The 18925-nt window shown below is 67.6% G+C and carries 18 protein-coding genes; 8 read left to right on the top strand and 10 right to left on the bottom strand.

Features of this window, described 5'->3' with window-relative positions; genetic code table 11:
- The first annotated feature begins 45 nt into the window (after positions 1-45).
- The 3 genes from HMPREF2914_RS28670 (at position 46) to HMPREF2914_RS28655 (ending at position 3206) form a co-directional block, all read left to right on the top strand.
- Complete coding sequence (locus tag HMPREF2914_RS28670; RefSeq protein WP_003121631.1) at positions 46-984, top strand: LysR family transcriptional regulator; 939 nt, start codon at positions 46-48, stop codon at positions 982-984.
- A gap of 115 nt (positions 985-1099) precedes the next feature.
- Positions 1100-1285, top strand: coding sequence for a hypothetical protein (locus tag HMPREF2914_RS28665; protein ID WP_019485230.1), 186 nt, complete (start codon positions 1100-1102; stop codon positions 1283-1285).
- 586 nt (positions 1286-1871) lie between these two features.
- Positions 1872-3206 carry an OprD family porin gene (locus HMPREF2914_RS28655; protein ID WP_003102204.1) on the top strand — a complete coding sequence of 445 codons (1335 nt, stop codon included), beginning with the start codon at positions 1872-1874 and terminating at the stop codon, positions 3204-3206.
- Positions 3207-3234: 28 nt separating this feature from the next.
- Here HMPREF2914_RS28655 and HMPREF2914_RS28650 read toward each other — a convergent pair whose 3' ends face one another.
- Positions 3235-4032, bottom strand: a complete 798-nt coding sequence (locus tag HMPREF2914_RS28650) for an AraC family transcriptional regulator (protein WP_023980080.1) — start codon at positions 4030-4032, stop codon at positions 3235-3237.
- A gap of 77 nt (positions 4033-4109) precedes the next feature.
- Between HMPREF2914_RS28650 and HMPREF2914_RS28645 the strand changes: the two genes are divergently transcribed.
- A complete protein-coding gene (locus tag HMPREF2914_RS28645) occupies positions 4110-5726 on the top strand; it encodes a gamma-glutamyltransferase family protein (protein ID WP_003128380.1) in 1617 nt (538 codons plus the stop codon).
- Between the two features lie 345 nt (positions 5727-6071).
- On the opposite strand, the gene HMPREF2914_RS32565 is transcribed toward HMPREF2914_RS28645, so the two are convergent.
- Positions 6072-6329 carry a hypothetical protein gene (locus HMPREF2914_RS32565; RefSeq protein WP_123903201.1) on the bottom strand — a complete coding sequence of 86 codons (258 nt, stop codon included), beginning with the start codon at positions 6327-6329 and terminating at the stop codon, positions 6072-6074.
- Positions 6330-6397: 68 nt separating this feature from the next.
- Between HMPREF2914_RS32565 and HMPREF2914_RS28635 the strand changes: the two genes are divergently transcribed.
- The 4 genes from HMPREF2914_RS28635 to HMPREF2914_RS28620 all read left to right on the top strand — a co-directional run bounded on the left by HMPREF2914_RS28635 (position 6398) and on the right by HMPREF2914_RS28620 (position 10236).
- Positions 6398-7234 carry an outer membrane protein OmpK gene (locus HMPREF2914_RS28635; RefSeq protein WP_003083898.1) on the top strand — a complete coding sequence of 279 codons (837 nt, stop codon included), beginning with the start codon at positions 6398-6400 and terminating at the stop codon, positions 7232-7234.
- Between the two features lie 241 nt (positions 7235-7475).
- The gene (locus tag HMPREF2914_RS28630) at positions 7476-8882 is read left to right on the top strand and encodes a uracil-xanthine permease family protein (protein WP_003102211.1); all 1407 of its coding nucleotides are present in this window, start codon (positions 7476-7478) and stop codon (positions 8880-8882) included.
- A 92-nt stretch (positions 8883-8974) separates the two neighbouring features.
- Positions 8975-9640: a TetR/AcrR family transcriptional regulator gene (locus HMPREF2914_RS28625; RefSeq protein ID WP_003083903.1), complete on the top strand. Its 666-nt coding sequence runs from the start codon at positions 8975-8977 to the stop codon at positions 9638-9640.
- A gap of 5 nt (positions 9641-9645) precedes the next feature.
- Positions 9646-10236: an IMPACT family protein gene (locus tag HMPREF2914_RS28620; protein WP_061181473.1), complete on the top strand. Its 591-nt coding sequence runs from the start codon at positions 9646-9648 to the stop codon at positions 10234-10236.
- A 6-nt stretch (positions 10237-10242) separates the two neighbouring features.
- Here the strand turns inward: HMPREF2914_RS28620 and siaD are convergent, their stop codons facing one another.
- The 8 genes from siaD to aer2 form a co-directional block, all read right to left on the bottom strand.
- Positions 10243-11070 (bottom strand): biofilm formation regulator diguanylate cyclase SiaD, encoded by an 828-nt coding sequence (gene siaD / locus HMPREF2914_RS28615; protein ID WP_003083910.1) that lies wholly within the window; start codon positions 11068-11070, stop codon positions 10243-10245.
- A gap of 6 nt (positions 11071-11076) precedes the next feature.
- Complete coding sequence (gene siaC, locus HMPREF2914_RS28610) at positions 11077-11457, bottom strand: biofilm formation regulator SiaD modulator protein SiaC (protein ID WP_003083913.1); 381 nt, start codon at positions 11455-11457, stop codon at positions 11077-11079.
- A gap of 26 nt (positions 11458-11483) precedes the next feature.
- A complete protein-coding gene (gene siaB / locus HMPREF2914_RS28605) occupies positions 11484-12026 on the bottom strand; it encodes a biofilm formation regulator kinase SiaB (protein ID WP_003083916.1) in 543 nt (180 codons plus the stop codon).
- Positions 12027-12034: 8 nt separating this feature from the next.
- Entirely contained in the window at positions 12035-14026 is a 1992-nt protein-coding gene (siaA, locus tag HMPREF2914_RS28600) for a biofilm regulation protein phosphatase SiaA (RefSeq protein ID WP_003083920.1), read from the bottom strand.
- A 262-nt stretch (positions 14027-14288) separates the two neighbouring features.
- Positions 14289-15338, bottom strand: coding sequence for a protein-glutamate methylesterase/protein-glutamine glutaminase (locus tag HMPREF2914_RS28595; RefSeq protein ID WP_003083922.1), 1050 nt, complete (start codon positions 15336-15338; stop codon positions 14289-14291).
- Between the two features lie 19 nt (positions 15339-15357).
- Complete coding sequence (gene cheD, locus HMPREF2914_RS28590; RefSeq protein WP_003102220.1) at positions 15358-15960, bottom strand: chemoreceptor glutamine deamidase CheD; 603 nt, start codon at positions 15958-15960, stop codon at positions 15358-15360.
- Positions 15961-15965: 5 nt separating this feature from the next.
- A complete protein-coding gene (locus tag HMPREF2914_RS28585) occupies positions 15966-16808 on the bottom strand; it encodes a CheR family methyltransferase (protein ID WP_003083930.1) in 843 nt (280 codons plus the stop codon).
- Positions 16809-16877: 69 nt separating this feature from the next.
- Positions 16878-18917 carry an aerotaxis transducer Aer2 gene (gene aer2, locus HMPREF2914_RS28580; protein WP_003123817.1) on the bottom strand — a complete coding sequence of 680 codons (2040 nt, stop codon included), beginning with the start codon at positions 18915-18917 and terminating at the stop codon, positions 16878-16880.
- Between the last annotated feature and the right edge of the window lie 8 nt (positions 18918-18925).

Genomic DNA, 18925 nt, shown 5'->3' with positions numbered 1-18925 from the left:
GAAAATCCGACCAATTTACGAATCTGTTTTGCAACCGAGGTAATAGTGGACACATTGCAAGGCATGCGCGTGTTCGCCAGGGTGGTGGACAGCGGCAGCTTCACTTCCGCCGCCCAGGCCCTGGACCTGTCCACCGCGCAGGTATCGCGGCTGATCTCCGACCTGGAGGCGCACCTGCAGACGCGCCTGCTGCACCGCACCACCCGGCGCCTGGCCCTGACCGAGGCCGGCGAGCGCTACCTGGAGCGGTGCCGTGGGATCCTCGAGGACATCGAGGTCGCCGAGGCCGAAGCCGCCGGCGCGCACATCCGCCCCTGCGGCCGCTTGCGCGTGCAGTCGCTGATGGGCATGGGCCAGCATCACCTGGTGCCGATGATCGCCCGCTACGGCGCACTGTTCCCCGACGTGGTGATCGAGCTGACCCTGTCCCAGCGCAACCCGGACATGCTCGAGGAAGGCCAGGACGTGCTGATCACCGGCGAGCGCCAGTTGCCCGACTCGGAGTTCGTCGCCCAGCGCCTGGGCAGCATCCACAGCGTGCTCTGCGCCAGTCCCGGCTACCTGCAGCAGCACGGCGTGCCACGCTCGGTGGACGACCTGGAGCGCCACGTCTGTCTGCGCCTGCAGGACCCGGCCTACCCGGAGGGCTGGATCTTCGCCGACGAGCAGGGCGAGCGCACCGTCAGCCCGCAGAACACCTTCATGGTCAATGTCGCCGAGGTCATGGCCCAGGCGGCCAAGGCCGACCTCGGCATCGCCCTGCTGCCCAGCTACGTGGCGGCCGCGGCGCTGCGCAACGGCGAGCTGCTACGGGTGTTGCCCGGCCATGCCATGCACCAGCGGACCATCTATGCGCTGTATCCCTCGCGGCGTTACCTGGACGCGAAGATCCGCACCTGGGTCGATCTGTTGCAACAGGAACTTCCCCAGGCATTCGCCCGCGACGAAACCACCATGCAAAGTTCAAGTTACTGGGCACAGTGAAGGATTGTTGTTATTGAGGTAATACTCTCTCGTCTGTTTGGCTATTTTTCCGAGCATGGCGGTTAACTAATATGGCGCCTGTCCCAAGTGAACAGGGTGTCATCGGAGACCCGCCATGAATCGCCAGATCCTTGCTGCCGCCATACTCAGTTTGTTTTCCCTCGCATTTTCCCAGGCCGGTTTCGCCGAAGAGTCCTCGCTGATGACCGACCGCATGGTCGACGCCAACCAGCAGGCCATCGAGCACCAGCAGGAACTTTCCGCCTCCGCCGCGCAGGCCGGGGCCCGCAGCGACTCCTGATCTAGCGCATGGCGCCAGCCGCGCCATGGCTTCCCCCGGGTACTCGGGAAGCGTGAGCCTGGGTACCCTGTCCTTGCGCCGCATATGATATGCGGCGTTTTTTTTGCCTTCCTGACCGTTCGGACAATTCTTGCAGAATATGTAAAAGACTTTCGTTGGATATCGGGTTTTTCCGATAGTGGCAAAAAAATATAATCGCGCCAGCTCAATGGATAATTGTCGCTGGCTGTCGACGATATTCGTTCTGTCTTCATCGATCTCGCCATGCAAGAGCGGGACGTGGAAAGCCTAAAGCCCGATGAGTCGAAGAGACTTTCAATAGAAGAGTCCGACTGTGTTCCAGCCGGTTTCCAGTGTCCGGAAATACACTGGCAAGACTTCCCGACGCCGAACTTTGATTGCTCCTATTCGACGTCTTCTCAAGGCCGCTGATACCAGCGGCCTTTTTTTTCGGGTTGCGCCCGGCTGGGCGCCCCATGGGAGCGATCGCCCGCGCGACGCCAGCAGAAGCGTCGCCGGGAACGACACCACAACACGCTTTCCGGCCTTGCCGGATTTCACCACGCTGTAAGAAGGAGCAACCGCAATGAGGAATCTGTTCGCCTTGACGCCGATGGCGCTGGCGCTGTGCACCGCGTCCGCCGCCTGGGCCGATGAGGGGGAAGCCAAAGAAGGCTTCATCGAAGGCTCCAGCCTCCAATTGCTGACCCGCAACTACTACTTCAACCATGACCGCCGGCACGCTTCCGGGCACGACAGCAAGGAATGGGCGCAAGGCTTCATCGCCACCTTTCAGTCCGGCTACACGCCCGGCGTGGTCGGCTTCGGCGTCGACGCCTACGGCATGCTCGGGCTGAAGCTCGACGGCGGCGGCGGTACCGGCGGCACCAGCATCCTGCCGATCACCGCGCCGAGCAAGGAAGGCTACGAATCCGGCAAGGCACCCGATGAGTTCTCCAGTGGCGGGGCGGCGCTGAAGATCCGCGCCTTCGACACCGAGCTGAAGCTGGGCGACCAGTTCCTCAGCAACCCGGTGGTCGCCGGCGGCGAGTCGCGCATGCTGCCGCAGACCTTCCGCGGTGTGAGCCTGACCAACAACAGTTTCGAGGACCTGACCCTCACGGCTGGCCAGGTCAGTTTCACCAAGTACTACAACCAGAGTGGCCACCGTCGCCTCGGCTCGTACTACGGCGAACTGCCGGGCGACCGCGACAGCCATCATCTCAGCTGGCTGGGCGGCACCTGGGGCGGCATCGAGGGCTTCACCAGCAGCCTGTACGCCGCCGAACTGCAGAACGTCTGGAAGCAGTACTACGCCGACGTCGACTACACCTACGAGATCGACGACAACTGGTCGCTGAACCCCGGCGCGCACTACTACAAGACCGTCGACAGCGGCGACTCGTTGCTCGGCCGGATCGACAACAACACCTACAGCCTGCATTTCGCGGTCGGCTACAGGCAGCACACCGTCACCGCGGTGCTGCAGAAGGTCAACGGCAACACGCCGTTCGACTACATCAACCAGGGCGACAGCATCTTCCTCGACAACTCGCAGCAGTATTCCGACTTCAACGGTCCCAACGAGAAGTCCTGGAAGCTGCAATACGACTACGACTTCGTCGCCCTCGGCCTGCCCGGCCTGAGCGCCTCGGCCTCGTACTCGCGCGGCAAGCTGGACCTGACCCGGGTCGATCCGGACAGCCCCGGCTACGGCGGCTGGTACAGCGCCGACGGCAAGAACGCCAAGCACTGGGAACGCGACCTCGACCTGCAGTACGTGGTCCAGGGCGGTCCGGCCAAGGACCTCTCGCTGCGCCTGCGCTGGGCCACCCACCGCGGCACCGGCGGCTACAGCGCGGTGGACAACGACATCGACGAATACCGGGTGATCGTCGACTATCCCATCGACGTGTTCTGAGCCCCGCGCGCTGGGCCCTTCGCCGGGCTCAGCGCTGGCGGAACAGTTCGCCGGGAGTGAAGCCGAAGAGTCCCTTGAAGGCGGCGATGTAGGCCGAGGTCGAGTCGTAGCCGCTGTCCAGGGCGGCGCCGGTGACGCTGTCGCCGGCCTCCAGCGCGTTGAGCGAGGCGAGCAGGCGCTGGCGTTGGCGCCAGAGCCGGTAGTTCATCCCGGTCTCGCGCTGGAACAGGCGCGACAGGGTCTTTTCCGAGGTGCCCAGGCGCTGCGCCCAGTCGCCCATGGTCAGGCTCTGGGTCGGTTCGTCGATCAGTGCCTGGCACAGCCGCAGCAGGCGCGGCTCGCGCGGCATCGGCAGGGAGAAGGCGACCTCCGGCAGCAGGCGTAGCTGGTCCAGCAGCACCTGCACCAGTCGCGACTCGGCGCTGCCGCCCTCCGGGTAGTCCACCGGCAACTCGCAGAAACTCTTGATCAGCTCGCGCGCCAGCGGCGTCACCTCCAGCACCCGGCAACGCGTCGGCGCCCAGGCGCAGGCGTCGCCACGGATGTACAGGCTGCGCATCTCGGCGCGGGTGGAGGTGACCACCTCGTGTTCCAGTTGCGCCGGAATCCAGATCGCCCGCTGCGGCGGGGCGAAGAAGCTGCCCTCGGCGGTATGCACGCCGAGCACGCCGCTGATGGCGTAGGAAAGCTGCACCCAGGCGTGCCGGTGGCGCGAGGTCCAGGAGCCGGCGCGCAGGCTTTCGGCGCGCGCGTAGACCGGCCGTGGCAGGCGGGCGAGGGTGGGAATCGGGCGGTGCAGTTCCGCAGGCTGTCCGTTCATCGTCATGACTTGGCGTCGTGTCGCTAGTCGGCAGAGTCTGGCAGGGCTAACCTGCCGCCTCAAGTTTCCCGGAGCCCACGCCGATGCTCGACTTCTCCGCCCACGCGCTTCCCTACGCCTCGCAACGTTCGCCGGTCCATGCCCGCCGCGGCATGGTCGCCACCTCGCAGCCGCAGGCGGCGCAGGTCGGGTTGGAGATATTGCGCCGTGGCGGCAACGCCATCGACGCGGCGATCGCCACCGCCGCCGCGCTGACGGTGGTCGAGCCGACCGGCTGCGGGATCGGCGGCGACGCCTTCGCCCTGGTCTGGACCCGCGGCCGCCTGCACGGCCTGGACGCCAGCGGGCGCGCGCCGGGCCTGCTCGATCGCGAGCGGGTGCGCGCCGCCGGCCACGAGCGGATGCCGCTGTACGGCTGGACGCCGGTCACCGTGCCGGGCTGTCCGGCGGCCTGGGCCGAACTGTCGCGGCGCTTCGGCAAATTGCCGTTCGAACAACTGCTGCGGCCGGCGATCGAGCTGGCTCGCGATGGCTTTCCGGTCTCGCCGGTGATCGCCCGCCTGTGGCAGAGCGGCCTGGACAAGTTCCGTGCGGCGTTGCCGCAGCGGCCCGAGCTGCGGGCCTGGTTCGACGAGTTCCTCATCGACGGCCGGGCTCCGCGCGCCGGCGAGGTGTTCCGCCAGCCGGGCCAGGCCGACACCCTGGACGAGCTGGCGCGCAGCCAGTGCGAAAGCTTCTATCGCGGCGAGCTGGCCAGGGCCATCGTCGGCCACGCCGAGCGCAGCGGCGGCTACCTGCGCGCGGAGGACCTGGCCGGCTACCAGGCGAAGTGGGTCGAACCGATCTCGCTGAACTACCGTGGCTATGACGTCTGGGAGATTCCGCCGAGCGGCCAGGGCCTGATCGCCCTGATGACCCTGAACATCCTCAAGGGCTTCGAATTCGGCGAGCGCGACTGCGCGCGGACCTGGCATCGCCAACTGGAGGCGATGAAGCTGGCGTACGTCGACGGGCTGCACTACATCAGCCAGCCGCAGTCGATGCGGGTCTCGGTCGAGGAACTGCTGCACGAGGACTACGCCGCCAGCCGCCGTGCGCTGATCGGCGAGCGCGCGCTCGATCCCAGCCCCGGCCAGCCGAGGCCGGGCGGCACGGTGTACCTGGCCTGTGGCGACGAGGAGGGCAACCTGGTCTCGTTCATCCAGAGCAACTACCACGGCTTCGGCTCCGGCGTGGTGGTGCCCGGCACCGGCATCGCCTTGCAGAACCGCGGCGCCGAGTTCAGCCTCGATCCGGACCACGTGAATTGCCTGGAGCCGGGCAAGCAGACCTTCCACACCATCATTCCCGGTTTCCTCAGCAAGGACGGCGTGCCGCTCGGCCCGTTCGGCGTGATGGGCGCCTATATGCAGCCGCAGGGCCACGTGCAGATGGTGATGAACCTGGTGGACTTCGGCCTCAACCCCCAGGCTGCCCTCGACGCGCCGCGCTGGCAGTGGCTGGGCGGGCTGCGCGTCGGCATCGAACATGCCGCGCCGCGCGCGCTGGCGGCGGAGCTGGCGCAGCGTGGGCACCAGGTGGAGATCGCCTACGACTCGACCAGCTACGGGCGCGGCCAGATCGTCCTGCGCGACCCGGCCAGCGGCGTGCTCTGTGGCGGCACCGAGCCGCGCACCGATTCGCAGATCGCGGTGTGGTGAGGGGACCCATGTGGGTGAGGCGGGGAGACCTGTCCGGCGGATAATGCCCAAGGCGTATCCGCCCTGCGAATGGCGAAGCAAGAAGTCCCGGCAGGCATAGGCTGCCAGGCGACCCGTACTCGAGCGCGCTCCGCTACGCGACATCGAGAGCGCTTTCTGGATGTCATGCCACCGGAGTCTCCCAGGCCCTGGCGAATTTACGTCCGGGCGTCCTGAAACCCGACGAAAAACCCCATTCGGGGATGAATTCCGCCCGCCGTCTCTGGCATCATCCGCGCCGCTTCTCGCCCGAACGCCGGGGCGGTGATGTGTAGAAATACCACGCAGTGTTTTGTGTACAAAATCCTACTGATTCTTTTTGTCACAAAACGCTTTTGTGTATCCAGTTTTCTTCGCGCTGCCATCCCAAAGTCGAGCACGCCCCTCCCGACCATGCACCAGCGCAAGGCAGAAACTGTCCTTGGGGTCAGGTTTTTGCCGTCGTAGAGAGGTTGGAGGCATTTCGCCGCCTTTGTCCAGAACACTGAAAAAACAGGCGTTCCCTTCGCCGTTGGAAACCCGGCGAAGCGCCCGCGCCGTCTTGGCTTCGTTCTTGCTATCCATGGCGAGGCCTGACCGCTCGGACAGGTTCGCCCACTAGAAAAAAAGCTATTCACTCCAGGAGCGTTTCAATGAGCCGCACACTCGCCACCGTGATGCTAGCCGGGGGGCTGCTGGCCGCAGGCCAGGCTGTCGCCGAAGACCATGACATGACGCCGACCCACGAGACCGACTCGGGGCCGCTGCTCTGGCACAACGAGAGCCTGACCTACCTCTACGGCAAGAACTTCAAGATCAACCCGCCGATCCAGCAGACCTTCACCCTGGAACATGCCAGCGGCTGGACCTGGGGCGACCTGTTCATCTTCTTCGACCAGATCAACTACAACGGCAAGGAAGACGCCAGCAACGGCAAGAACACCTACTACGGCGAGATCACTCCGCGCCTGAGCTTCGGCAAGCTCACCGGAGCGGACCTCTCCTTCGGCCCGGTTAAGGACGTGCTGCTGGCCGGCACCTACGAGTTCGGCGAAGGCGATACCGAGGCCTACCTGCTCGGCCCGGGCTTCGACCTGGCGATCCCCGGCTTCGACTACTTCCAGCTCAACTTCTACTACCGCAAGCCCGACGGCAACCGCGTGCGCGCCGGCGCCTGGCAGATCACCCCGGTGTGGTCCTACACCATTCCGGTGGGCAACTCCGACATCCTCATCGACGGCTACATGGACTGGGTGATCAACAACAAGAGCGCCAGCACCAGCCGCCGCAACCAGAGCGACTACCACGCCAACCTGCACTTCAACCCACAGGTCAAGTACGACCTGGGCAAGGCCCTCGGCTACGAGGCGAAGCACCTGTACGTGGGCCTGGAGTACGACTACTGGTCCGACAAGTACGGCGTGAAGGACTCGCAGTACTTCACCACCGACCAGAACACCGCCAGCTTCCTGGTCAAGTACCACTTCTGAGTCCGTCGCGCGGGGCTGCCGGCCGGGCCCCGCCAGCGCGCCCCGTCATTGCGCGCCGTGCATCGGCACGGTGCGCGACGGTCGCCTCCGTGGTCCTTGCGTTTGCCTCCCGTTGTTCGCTCGACCCACGCCGGGCGCGCCCTGCAGCCTGAGCGGCAGGAATAAGCTGATCACCTGGACAGCTTTTTGCAGAAGCCGTGCATCCTCCTCCTGTCCGAGGAGCGCCACTTGAGACGGCCCGATGCATAGCGAAGACCAACGCCCCAACGACCTCATCTACGGCCTCGACGACCGGCCGCGCCCGCTTCCCGCCTTCCTTGCCGCGCTACAGCACGTGCTGGCCAGCTTCGTCGGTATCGTCACTCCGCCGCTGGTGATCGGCTCGCTGCTCGGCCTCGGCGAGCACCTGCCGTACCTGATCAGCATGGCGCTGATGGTTTCCGGCGCCGGCACCCTGATCCAGGCGCGCCGGCCGTTCGGCATCGGCGCCGGAATGATCTGCCTGCAAGGCACCAGCTTCGCCTTCCTCGGCGCCGTGCTGGCCGCCGGGATGCTGGTGAAGCAGCGCGGCGGCGGTCCCGAGGAGATCCTCGCGATGATCTTCGGCGTGTGCTTCTTCGGCGCCTTCGTGCAGATCGTCCTCAGTCGTTTCCTCGGCCATCTTCGCCGGGTGATCACGCCGCTGGTCACCGGCATCGTCATCACCCTGATCGGCGTCAGCCTGATCAAGGTCGGCATCACCGACCTCGGCGGCGGAGCCGGGGCCACGGACTTCGGCGCACCGGCCAATCTCGCGCTGGGCGCGCTGGTGCTGCTGAGCATCGTCCTGCTGAACCGCTCGCGCCTGCCCTGGCTGCGCCTGGCCGCCATCGTCATCGGCCTGGCGCTGGGTACCTTGGCGGCCTGGGCGACCGGCCTGTTCGTTCCGCGGGCGCTGCCCGAGCTGCCGCTGGTCAGCCTGCCGCAGCCGTTCCGCTTCGGCTTCGCCTTCGACTGGATGGCCTTCCTGCCGGTGGCGCTGATCTACCTGATCAGCAGCATCGAGACGGTCGGCGACCTGACCGCCAACTGCATGCTCTCGCGGCAACCCCTGGAGGGGCCGGCGTACCTGCAGCGGTTGCGCGGCGGGGTGCTCGGCGACGGCGTCAGTTGCCTGCTGGCAGCCACCTTCAGCGCCTTCCCGAACACCACCTTCGCGCAGAACAACGGGGTGATCCAGCTCACCGGGGTGGCCAGCCGGCACGTCGGGATCTATATCGGCGGCGTGTTGCTGGCGCTCGGCCTGTTCCCCTGGGTCGGCGCGATCCTCCAGCAGATCCCCAAGCCGGTGCTCGGCGGCGCCACCCTGGTGATGTTCGGCAGCGTCGCCGCCGCCGGCATCCGCATTCTCGGCCAGACCGCGATGGACCGCCGCAGCGTGCTGATCATCGCCGCCTCGTTCGGCGTCGGCCTCGGCGTGGCCGCGCAGCCGACCCTGCTCGACCAGATGCCGGCGGTGGTGAAGACCCTGTTCGACTCGGCGATCACCAGCGGCGGCATCACCGCCATCCTGCTCAATCTGCTGCTGCCCGAGGAGCGCGTTGCCGAAGCGGCGCAGGCCAGCGCGAAGGGCGGCGCCCTGGCGCGCTGGCGCAAGCCGCTGGGTTGATACGGGCGTTTGCAAATTTTTCCGCGCCTGGCTTGTGTCCCGCGGCCGGGCTGGGGTATCAACGCGGGGATCACGCCGATGGAAACCTGCGCATGACCCTGACAGTGCCCGCCCACGACCCGGCCGCCCGCGACAAGCCGGCCGGGCGCATCCGCCAGAAGAACGAGGAGGCGATCCTCGCCGCGGCCGAGGAGGAGTTCGCCCGCCACGGCTTCAAGGGCACCAGCATGAACACCATCGCGCAGAACGTCGGCCTGCCCAAGGCCAACCTGCACTACTACTTCGGCAACAAGCTGGGCCTCTACACGGCGGTGCTGAGCAACATCCTCGAACTCTGGGACAGTACCTTCAACACCCTCGGCGTCGACGACGATCCGGCCGAGGCGCTGGCCCGCTACATCCGCGCCAAGATGGAGTTCTCCCGCCGCTACCCGCTGGCCTCGCGGATCTTCGCCATGGAGATCATCAGCGGCGGCGAGTGCCTCACCGCGCATTTCAACCAGGACTACCGCAGCTGGTTCCGCGGCCGCGCCGCGGTATTCGAGGCCTGGATCGCCGCCGGCCGGATGGACCCGGTGGATCCCGTGCACCTGATCTTCCTGCTCTGGGGCAGCACCCAGCACTACGCCGACTTCGCCAGCCAGATCGGCCTGGTCACCGGCCGCAAGCGCATGTCCAGGCAGGACTTCGCCGCCGCCGCCGACAACCTGGTGCGGATCATCCTCAAGGGCTGCGGACTGACCCCGCCGGCGGCCTGAACGCGATGCCGAGCACCCTGCAAGGCCTCGCCGAATACCGCGAGGAAATCCGCAAGAGCCGCTTCCACACCATCGCCGCGCCGGTGGCCGACGAGGACGAGGCGCAGGCGTTCATCGCCGCCCACCGCGACGCTTCCGCCGGACACAACTGCTGGGCCTGGAAGTGCGGCGCGCAGTACCGCTTCAGCGACGACGGCGAACCCGGCGGCAGCGCCGGGCGGCCGATCCTGGCGGCCATCGAGGGACAGGACATGGACTGCGTGGCGGTGCTGGTCAGCCGCTGGTTCGGTGGCATCAAGCTCGGCACCGGCGGCCTCGCCCGCGCCTATGGCGGCGGCGCAGCCAAGTGCCTGCAGCAGGCGCCGCGCAGCGAGCTGGTCGAGCGCTGCCGGGCGCGCTTCGCCTGTGCCTTCGCCGACCACGCGCTGCTCAAGGCGCGCAGCCTGGCGCTGGGCGCCAGCGTGGCGGCGGAAGACTACGGCGCCGACGGCGTCGTCCTGACCCTGGAGTTGCCGGTGGCGCGCTTCGAGGCGCTTCAGGCGCTGCTGGTGGACCTCAGCCGAGGCCAGGTGCGGCCGCAGCGGCTGGACGCCTGAGGAGGCTCAGCGCGCTGGAGCCGGGCGGGAAGGGGCAGGAAGCGGCGGGAGCGCGGCGAACACGCATTTGTCGCGGCCGCTGCGCTTGGCGTCGAGCAGTGCGGCGTCGGCGCGATTGACGGTCTGCGAATAGGTTTCGCCGATGCGGTGTTCGGTGACGCCGACGCTGGCGGTGACGCTCAGCGCCTCGGTGCCGACGCGTACCGCCAGGGTCCGTACGCTGTCGCGCACCCGCTCGAGTACCGGGCCGGCATCCTGCAGGCGGGTCTGCGGCAGCAGCAGGAGGAATTCCTCGCCGCCCCAGCGGCCGCAGAGGTCGTATTCGCGCAGCTCGGACTCCATGGCCCGGGCGATTTCCACCAGCACCCGGTCGCCGCTGTCGTGGCCCCAGGTATCGTTGACCTGCTTGAAGAAGTCCACGTCGAGCATCGCCAGCACGTAGCTCTGGCCGTGGCGCTGGGAGCGTTCGTTCTCCTCCCTGAGGCGCTCCAGCAGCATGCGTCGGTTGGGCAGGCCGGTCAGCGGGTCGCGGATCGAGGCTTCCTTCAGCGCCAGGTTGAGGTCGCGCATCATCTGCTGGTAGCGGTCGGAGATCCGCGCCACCTTTTCCAGGCGCCGCAGTTGCTTGTGGTAGCGCTCGGACAGCGACAGGTTCTGCTCCCGCGCCATCGACTGGAAACCGTCGGAGATCCGGGCGATGCGCTCCAGCCGCACCAGTTGCTCCAGCGATTGCTGGCGCAGGCGGGCCAGCGCCTGGTGCAGCGGATGCCCGTGGAACTGCGGATCGGCCAGCAGGCCGTCGATCCAGGCGTCCAGTTCGCGTTCGCGGCTCATCGTCGGCTACTCGTCGTGGGCCTGGATGGCGAAGGGGAAGCTGCAATCCTCGCGGAACTCCTCGGCCAGCTCGGCGACCCGTTCGTTGCGCCGGTCGTAGTGCCAGCGCAGGCTGACCGGGCGACCGCCCTGGTGGGCCTCTTCGAGCAGGTCGAGGATGTCCATCATGGCCTTGATCGAACTGGTGTTCAGGTACAGCAGGCGCAGGTCCAGTTCCAGCGGCCGCTGCCCGTCGGCGAGGAAGCGCTCGACCCAGTCGATCACCTGGCCGAACAGTTCATAGGAGTTTTCCGGGTAGGAATCGCCTTGCATGGACAGGCGTCCGGCCTGCCAGTCGCCCTGGATGGCGGGCGTGGACTGGGTGCCGGGTATGTGCAGGTCACTCATGATGGTGTTCTTCCTAAAACACGGGGTCAGATCACGGCGCGCAGGCTGAAGAAGGCGCGCCCGTCGGGCTGTTCCTTCAGCGATGCGGCCAGTGGTTCGCTGGACTTGCGGGCGATGTCCAGCAGGCCGAGACCGGCTCCGCTGGCGCAGCCGCTGTCGCGCGGGCGGCGTAGCTGCTCCTTGTAGGCGGCCTTGAGGGCGGCCTTGTCGAGGTTGGCGATGGCCTGGATGCTGCGCACCAGGCTCTGGCCGTCGTCGCGCTCCACCAGGTTGCCGGCGGACACCACGTAGTGGCCGTCCTCGTTGCGGGCGATGGCTACCGTGGCCGCCGCCTCGTGTTCGCCGTAGCCCTTGAGATTGGCGTAGTGGCGGATGTTCTGGGTCATCTCGATGTACACCGCGAAGACGTCCATCGCTTCGCTCGGCTTGGCCTGTTCGGCGTGCAGGTAGTTGCGCAGCGCGTGGCCTATCTCCTCGATCAGGCTGCGCGAGATCGGTCCGTTGAAGCAGAGCAGGATGCGTTGGCGGGTGTAGCTTTCACGCATGGCCAGCAGGTCTAGCGTTTCCATGGGTGCCCCTAGTCGAATCGGAAGGACAGGATGGTGATGTCGTCGCGTTGCGGGTGCTCGCCCTGGTACTCGGCGAGCGTCGCCACGAAGGCCTCGGCCTGCTCGGGGAGCGGCTGCCGTGCGTGGTCGCGGAGCATGTCGGCGAAGCGCCGGCTGCCGAAGCCGAAGCCGTGTTCGCCGCCGGCCTGGTCGAGGAAACCGTCGGTGCTCAGGTAGAAGGTCCAGCCCGGCGCCAGCGGTACCTCGATGTTGCGGTAGTCGCCACGGCGCTTGTCGCCGATCGCCCGGCGCGCGCCCTTGAGTTCCTGGACCTCCTCGCCGTCGCTGGCGTACAGCGAGATCTTCGCCCCGGCGAAGGCCAGCTGGCGGCGCCGGCGGTCGACCCAGACCAGCCCGGCATCCATGTTGGTGGCCAGCGCCTGGGGGATCTGCTCCTGGCTGAGCATGCTGCGCATCGCCTGGTCGGTCTCGCCGAGGATCGCCGCCGGGTCGCGGCTGCCCACCGCCTCGATGGCGTGGTCGATGGCGGCGCGGGCGAGCATGGTCATCAGCGCGCCGGGCACGCCGTGACCGGCGCAGTCGACCACGCCGATCAGGTAGCCGTCGGCCTGCTCGCGGTACACGTAGAAGTCGCCGCCGACCACGTCGCGCGGTTTCCACAGGATGAAGTGATGCTCGCCGAGGGTGGCGCTGAGCTGGCGGTCGGGGAGGATCGCGCGCTGGATCAGGCTGGCATAGTCGAGGCTGTCGCCGATCTTCTTCTGCGCGGCGGCCATCTCGCGGTTGGCTTCCTCCAGCGCCTGGGTGCGCTCCTGGACCTTGTCTTCCAGCTCGGCGGTGTGCCGGCGGACCTGGTCGGCCATGCTGGCGAAGGCCTTCGACAGCGAGCCGATCTCGTCCTGGCGCGCCAGCGGCAGCGGCGTGTCGTAGCGTCCGGCGGCGATCGCCTTGGCCGAGCGCTTGAGGCTGCGCAGGGGGCGCAACAGCAGGCGCTCGACGGCATAGGCGAAGCCCAGCAGCAGGGCCACCAGCAACAGCAGGAACGTGCCCGCCAGCGGCCATAGCCAGCGGTTGTCGAGGACCTGGGCGGCGTGCAGGTCGACGGCGGTGAGCACGTACCAGCGCAGTTGGGGAATGTAGGCCACGGCGAAGAGTTGCTGGCGGCCGTCGAGGCCGGCCCACAGGCAGTGCACCGAGCCGGCCTTGGCGCGGGCCAGGCGCATGGCCTCGCGCAGGGCGTCGCGCTGTTCCGGCTGGTCGAGTAGGTCGAACACCCGGTGGCGTTCGCTGGCGCCGCCGGCGGCGGAGCTGTAGGCGATCAGGCGGCGGTCCGGGTGGGCCTGGATGGCGCCGTCGTCGCCGACGATCATCGGCGTCACGCCCGGCTCGCGGGCGATGATGAAGTCGTCGAGGAAGCCGCTCAGGTCCAGGCCGCTGCCGGCCAGGCCGATGGGCCGGCCCTGGTCGCGGATCACCAGGTTGAACCAGACCTTGGTCAGGTTCAACTTGCTGTCGACATTGACGTTGATGTTGTAGGCGGCGCTGTTGCGCAGGGTATTGAAGTACCAGGCGTCTTCCGGGTCGCCGGCCTCCAGGGTGTAGCGCGGCCGTTCGCTGTAGGGTTGGCTGCCGTCGTTGAAGTAGTAGTGCTGGGAGCCGCTGGCGATGATGAAGTAGGCGTGGTCGCGGAAGTCGCCGCGGTAGCCCTCGGCCTCGCGGAAGAACAGCGCGCGGCGCGCCGGGTCGTCTTCCTTCAGCAGCCAGTCGCGGGTCACCACCGATTCGGCGAAACGGCGCGACAACGCCAGTTCGCGGGAGACCGGGGCGAGGATCTTCTGCCGGTGCAGCAGGGTGAAGTTCTTCGCGTAGGCCAGGCCGAAGTGCGTACGGATGTCGTCCATCGCGCGCCAGCCCAGCAGCACCGCCGGGACCAGTGCCAGGGCACAGGCCAGCAACAGCGCCACCACCGATTTGCCGCGCAACCCCCAGTTCGCCGCCATGGCTATCCCTATCAGTTTCTCGCCCGGCCCGCGGCCGAAATCATGGATCGAAAGCGTGTGTCGAACTTTTGGCGAAAGGGCCAATTGTGCAGATGTGCATTATTTCAGGCAACGTAATTTGGTTTTATTTCGCCATTAATTTGACGTCACAATGATGGCGAGCAGGCAAAGGCCCGTGGTTCGGGCCTGTCGTCGGCGGGGTCTCGGCGGGGGAGGTTGCGGGGGGCGGCGAAAAAGCGCAGCGGGCCGGCCAGGATCCCGCTCAGAGGCGGTTGCCGCTGCCGCGCCGGGCGGCTTGCTGGAGCAGCGCGGCGGCGATCCGTTCGAGCGGCAGCACGTCTTCCGCGGCGCCCAGTTCCACCGCTTCGCGGGGCATGCCGTAGACCACGCAGGTAGCCTCGTCCTGGGCCAGGGTGTAGCCGCCGGCCTGGCGGATCGCCAGGAGCCCGCGCGCGCCGTCCTTGCCCATGCCGGTGAGCAGGCCGGCGAGCAGGTTGCGCCCGGCGCAGCGAGCCAGCGACTCGAACATCACGTCCACTGCCGGGCGGTGGCCGTTGACCTGCGCCTGGCGGTTCAAACGCACCACGTAGTTGGCGCCGGAGCGCTGCACCTCCATGTGGTGGTCGCCCGGCGCGACCAGGGCGTGGCCGGGCAGTATGCGGTCGCCGTCGCGCGCTTCGCTGACGCTGAGCCGGGTCAGGCGATCCAGGCGCTCGGCGAAGCTGCGGGTGAAGCCGGGAGGCATGTGCTGGGTGATGACCACCCCGGGACTGTGCGCCGGCAGGCCGAGCAGCACTTCCTTGAGCGCCTCGGTGCCGCCGGTGGAGGCGCCGAGGGCGATGATCTTCTCGGTGCTGAGCAGCGGCGCTGCGCTTTCCGGCGGCGCCGGCGCGTCCGCCGCACGGCGGCGCAGGCGGGCGCGGGCGACGGTCTTGAGCTTGGCGCGGATTTCCTCGGCATAGGCCTGCATGCCTTCGGCGATGCCCAGCCGGGGCTTGGCGATGAAGTCCACCGCGCCCAGTTCCAGCGCGCGCAGGGTGGCTTCGGAGCCGCGCTCGGTGAGCGAGGAGATCATCAGCACCGGGGTCGGCCGCGCCTTCATCAGCTTGTCGAGGAAGGTCAGGCCGTCCATCCGCGGCATTTCCACGTCGAGGCTGATCACGTCCGGCGCGTGCTGCTTGATCAGGTCGCGGGCGACGAAGGCGTCCGGCGCACAGCCGACCAGGCGTAGCTCCGGGTCGGCCTGGATGATCTCCTTGAGCAGGCTGCGGATCAGGGCGGAATCGTCGACGACCAGGACACTGATGGGCATGGCGGGCTCTCCCGGAGAGTCAGAACAGGTCGATGGGGCCGCCGTCCGCGTTGCGATCGATACGGCGGCGGTAGTCGCGTTCACGCTGCAGCACGGTGTCGTTCTTCAGCTCCACCAGGGACTTCACCAGGACCCGGCCATTGCGCGGGAAGAAGTAGATCTTGCGCGGGAAGGCCTCCAGCACGTCGCTGGCGAGCAGCGGGATACGCTCGGTGGCCAGGTAGTCGAGGGTGAACTCGACGTTGCGCTGGCCGATGGCGGCGCTGATCTGGCGCAGTACCGAGCCGCCGCCGAAGACCTTGGCCTGCAGGCGCTCGCGGCTGGCGCCGAGGGCCAGCATGCGGTTGATCAGCAGTTCCATGGCGTGGCTGCCGTAGCGCGCCGACGGCGAGGCCGGGTCGCCGCCGAGGCCGCGCTCGGGGAGCATGAAGTGGTTCATCCCGGCGATGCCGTTGAGCGGGTCGCGCAGGCACACCGAGACGCAGGAGCCGAGCACGGTGACGATCACCAGGTCTTCGCCGCTGGCGAAGTACTCGCCGGGCAACAGCTTCACCGCATCGCAGGCGAAGTACGGATCGTAGTAGCGGTTCAGCGGCGCGCCTTCCCGGGCCTGGAGATTCATCGCGATCAGGCCGGGCTGTAGACGGTCTGGCCGACGGGCCGCACCAGGTGGCTGGCGTGGACGAAGTTCTCCGAATGCCCGGCGAAGAACAGGCCCTCCGGCCGCAGCAGGGCCACCATGCGTTCCAGCAGGCGGGTCTGGGTCGGCTTGTCGAAGTAGATCATCACGTTGCGGCAGAAGATCGCGTCGAGTTCCCCGGCGATCGACCAGTCCGCTTCCAGCAGGTTGATCTGGCGGAACTCCACCAGTTGCCGCAGTTCCTCCACCACCCGCGCCTTGCCGGCGTTGGGCCCGGTGCCACGGAGGAAGAAGCGTTTCTTCAGCGGCGCCGGCATCTGCTCCAGGCGTTCCAGCGGATAGACGCCCAGGCGGGCGCAGTCGAGCACCCCGGTGTCGATATCCGAGGCGACGATCTTCACCGGCGGATCGAAGCTGCCCAGCGCCTCCACCAGGGTAATGGCGATCGAATAGGGTTCCTCGCCGGTGCTCGCCGCCGCCGACCAGATGCGCAGCGGGCGATGCCGCTGCAACTGGCGGCGGGCGAGGTCGGCGAGCAGGGGGAAGTGGTGGCGTTCGCGGAAGAATGCGGTGAGGTTGGTGGTCAGCGCGTTGACGAACAACTGCTGCTCGCCCGGCTCGCGGTCGAGGTGGGTGAAATATTCGGCGAAGCTGCCGAGCCGCAGCAGGCGCAGGCGCCGCGAGAGGCGGCTATAGACCAGTTGCGCCTTGCTCTCGGCCAGGCTGATGCCGGTCAGCCGGTAGAGCCGCTCGCGTACTTGCTGGAAGTCCTCGCGGGTGTAGTGGAACTCCTGGTTGCCGAACACCGGCGAAGGCGTGGAGGTGGGCATTGGCGTCGGGTTTCCCTGGTCGACCCTAAGGGCTTGCCGTCCTCCGCCTGGCGGAGGCGCGGCGTGGTCTCAGAACTCTTCCCAGCCGTCTTCCTTGCGCGCCTTGCTGGCCCGCGCCATGCCGCTGCGGGCCAGCGGCGCCGGCGCGCTGGGGCGTGGCGCGGACGGCCGCGCGCTGGCGAGCTGGACCACGCTCGGCGGAGTGTCCAGCCTGAACACCGCCACCGACTGGTTGAGCAGGCCCGCCTGCTCCTGCATGGCCTCGGCGGCGGCCGCGGCTTCCTCCACCAGCGCGGCGTTCTGCTGGGTCATGTCGTCCATCTGCGAGACCGCGCTGTTCACCTCTTCGATGCCGGTGCTCTGCTCGGCGGAGGCGGCGGCGATCTCCGACATGATGTCGGTGACCCGGCGGATCGCTACCACGATGTCGCTCATGGTCTGTCCGGCCTGGGCCACCAGGGTGTTGCCGTTCTCCACCTTGTCCACCGAGTCGGAGATCAGCGTCTTGATCTCCTTGGCCGCGGCGGCGGAACGCTGGGCGAGGGTGCGCACTTCCCCGGCGACCACCGCGAAGCCGCGGCCCTGCTCGCCGGCGCGGGCTGCCTCGACCGCGGCGTTGAGGGCGAGGATGTTGGTCTGGAAGGCGATGCCGTCGATCACCCCGATGATGTCGGCGATCTTGCGCGCCGACTCGTTGATCGAGGACATGGTGCTGACCACCTTCTGCACCACGGTGCCGCCCTGGGTCGCCACTTCCGAGGCATTGGCCGCCAGCGAGTTGGCCTGGCGGGCATTCTCGGCGTTGAGCTTCACCGTGCTGGTCAGTTCTTCCATGCTCGAGGCGGTTTCCTCCAGGCTCGACGCCTGCTGCTCGGTGCGCGCCGACAGTTCGGCGTTGCCGCTGGCGATCTCGCTGGCGGCGGTGTTGATGGTGTCGGCGGCCTCGCGAATCTGCCCGAGCATCCGCGACAGGCTCAGCGCGGTCTCGTTGGAGAAGTCCTTGAGCTGGCCGAAGGTGCCCTGGTAGTCGGCCTCGATGCGCTGGGTGAGGTCGCCCTGGGCCAGCGCCCCGAGCATCCGCGAGACGTCGCGCAAGCCGCGGTCGGCGGTATCCACCAGGCTGTTCAGGTCCTTCGCCAGCCTGAGGAAGAAGCCTTCCTTGCCGGCCTCCTCGACGCGCTTGCTGAAGTCGCCGGCGGCCGCCGCCTGCACCAGTTGCGAGACTTCCTGCTCGGCGCGGTGTTCCTCGGTGCGGTCGGTCCATTGCACGGCGGAGCCGAGGCGTTCGTTGGCGTCGTTGAACACTGGCACCACGTCGAGGGAGAAGCGCCGGCCGCCGAGGTTGAGCTCGGCCTTGTGCACGCCGGTGAGGTTGGCCAGCAGGTGCCGCTGGTGCGCCGGGTTCTTGTGGAACACGTCGATGTTGGCGCCCATCAGGCGGCCGGCGTCGAAGTTCGGCAGTTGCTTGCGGATATCCGCTTCGGCGCGGCCGAGCATCTCGCTGACGGTGCGGTTCATGTAGATGATGTTGAGGTCGTTGTCGGCGATCATCACGTTGGCCGAGACGTTGTCCAGCGCGCTCTTGATCCGCGCGTTGTAGGCCGCCGTGGCCAGTTGCGCCGAGGTCGCCTCGGCGGCCCCGCGCAGGCGCTCGCGAACGCCGTCGATGGCTTCGGTGATCTGCGCCTTCTTGCCCGGCAGGCGGTCCATCAGCGGCTCGAAGTTGCCCTGGCCGTAGGCGGTGACCACGCTGACCACCTTCATCTTCACCGCGATGTGCGCGGCCACCAGTTCGTTGACGCCCTTGGCGATGCGCGCCGCGCGACCTTCCAGGCGTTCGGCGGGAATCGTCTGGTCGATCCAGCCGGCTTCGTGCTGGCGGCTCATCTCCGCCAGCCCCGCCTCCAGGCTTTCCACCTGCTGGAGTTCGGCGCGTTGTTCGCGCAGTTGCCGCTGCAGCGCCCGCAGGCTGTCGTAGAGACGCTCGTAGCCGGGCGCCGGGGCCTCGCCGACGGCGGTGTCGAGCTGGCCGTCGGCGAACGACTGGAGGAGCGTGGCGATCCGGTCGGCGCGTTGCTGCGCCACCGCATGTGCATTGAACAGACCCATTTCGATAT

Origin of the sequence: Pseudomonas sp. HMSC067G02, from assembly GCF_001813485.1 — a bacterium.
GTDB lineage: Bacteria > Pseudomonadota > Gammaproteobacteria > Pseudomonadales > Pseudomonadaceae > Pseudomonas > Pseudomonas aeruginosa.
The sequence above is the reverse complement of the archived record's forward strand: the minus strand, read 5'-3'. Positions and strand labels throughout refer to the sequence as shown.

Bases quoted from the DNA above. Each gene is read 5' to 3' on its own strand.
- siaD (WP_003083910.1), bottom strand. From the start codon at position 11,070: ATGAGCCGCGAACGCGAACTGGACGCCTGGATCGACGGCCTGCTGGCC.
- HMPREF2914_RS28655 (WP_003102204.1), top strand. From the start codon at position 1,872: ATGAGGAATCTGTTCGCCTTGACGCCGATGGCGCTGGCGCTGTGCACC.
- HMPREF2914_RS28630 (WP_003102211.1), top strand. From the start codon at position 7,476: ATGCATAGCGAAGACCAACGCCCCAACGACCTCATCTACGGCCTCGAC.
- HMPREF2914_RS28635 (WP_003083898.1), top strand. From the start codon at position 6,398: ATGAGCCGCACACTCGCCACCGTGATGCTAGCCGGGGGGCTGCTGGCC.
- HMPREF2914_RS28625 (WP_003083903.1), top strand. From the start codon at position 8,975: ATGACCCTGACAGTGCCCGCCCACGACCCGGCCGCCCGCGACAAGCCG.
- cheD (WP_003102220.1), bottom strand. From the start codon at position 15,960: ATGAATCTCCAGGCCCGGGAAGGCGCGCCGCTGAACCGCTACTACGAT.
- HMPREF2914_RS28645 (WP_003128380.1), top strand. From the start codon at position 4,110: ATGCTCGACTTCTCCGCCCACGCGCTTCCCTACGCCTCGCAACGTTCG.
- siaC (WP_003083913.1), bottom strand. From the start codon at position 11,457: ATGAGTGACCTGCACATACCCGGCACCCAGTCCACGCCCGCCATCCAG.
- siaA (WP_003083920.1), bottom strand. From the start codon at position 14,026: ATGGCGGCGAACTGGGGGTTGCGCGGCAAATCGGTGGTGGCGCTGTTG.
- HMPREF2914_RS28650 (WP_023980080.1), bottom strand. From the start codon at position 4,032: ATGACGATGAACGGACAGCCTGCGGAACTGCACCGCCCGATTCCCACC.
- HMPREF2914_RS28595 (WP_003083922.1), bottom strand. From the start codon at position 15,338: ATGCCCATCAGTGTCCTGGTCGTCGACGATTCCGCCCTGATCCGCAGC.
- HMPREF2914_RS28585 (WP_003083930.1), bottom strand. From the start codon at position 16,808: ATGCCCACCTCCACGCCTTCGCCGGTGTTCGGCAACCAGGAGTTCCAC.
- HMPREF2914_RS28620 (WP_061181473.1), top strand. From the start codon at position 9,646: ATGCCGAGCACCCTGCAAGGCCTCGCCGAATACCGCGAGGAAATCCGC.
- aer2 (WP_003123817.1), bottom strand. From the start codon at position 18,917: ATGGGTCTGTTCAATGCACATGCGGTGGCGCAGCAACGCGCCGACCGG.
- siaB (WP_003083916.1), bottom strand. From the start codon at position 12,026: ATGGAAACGCTAGACCTGCTGGCCATGCGTGAAAGCTACACCCGCCAA.
- HMPREF2914_RS28665 (WP_019485230.1), top strand. From the start codon at position 1,100: ATGAATCGCCAGATCCTTGCTGCCGCCATACTCAGTTTGTTTTCCCTC.
- HMPREF2914_RS32565 (WP_123903201.1), bottom strand. From the start codon at position 6,329: ATGGATAGCAAGAACGAAGCCAAGACGGCGCGGGCGCTTCGCCGGGTT.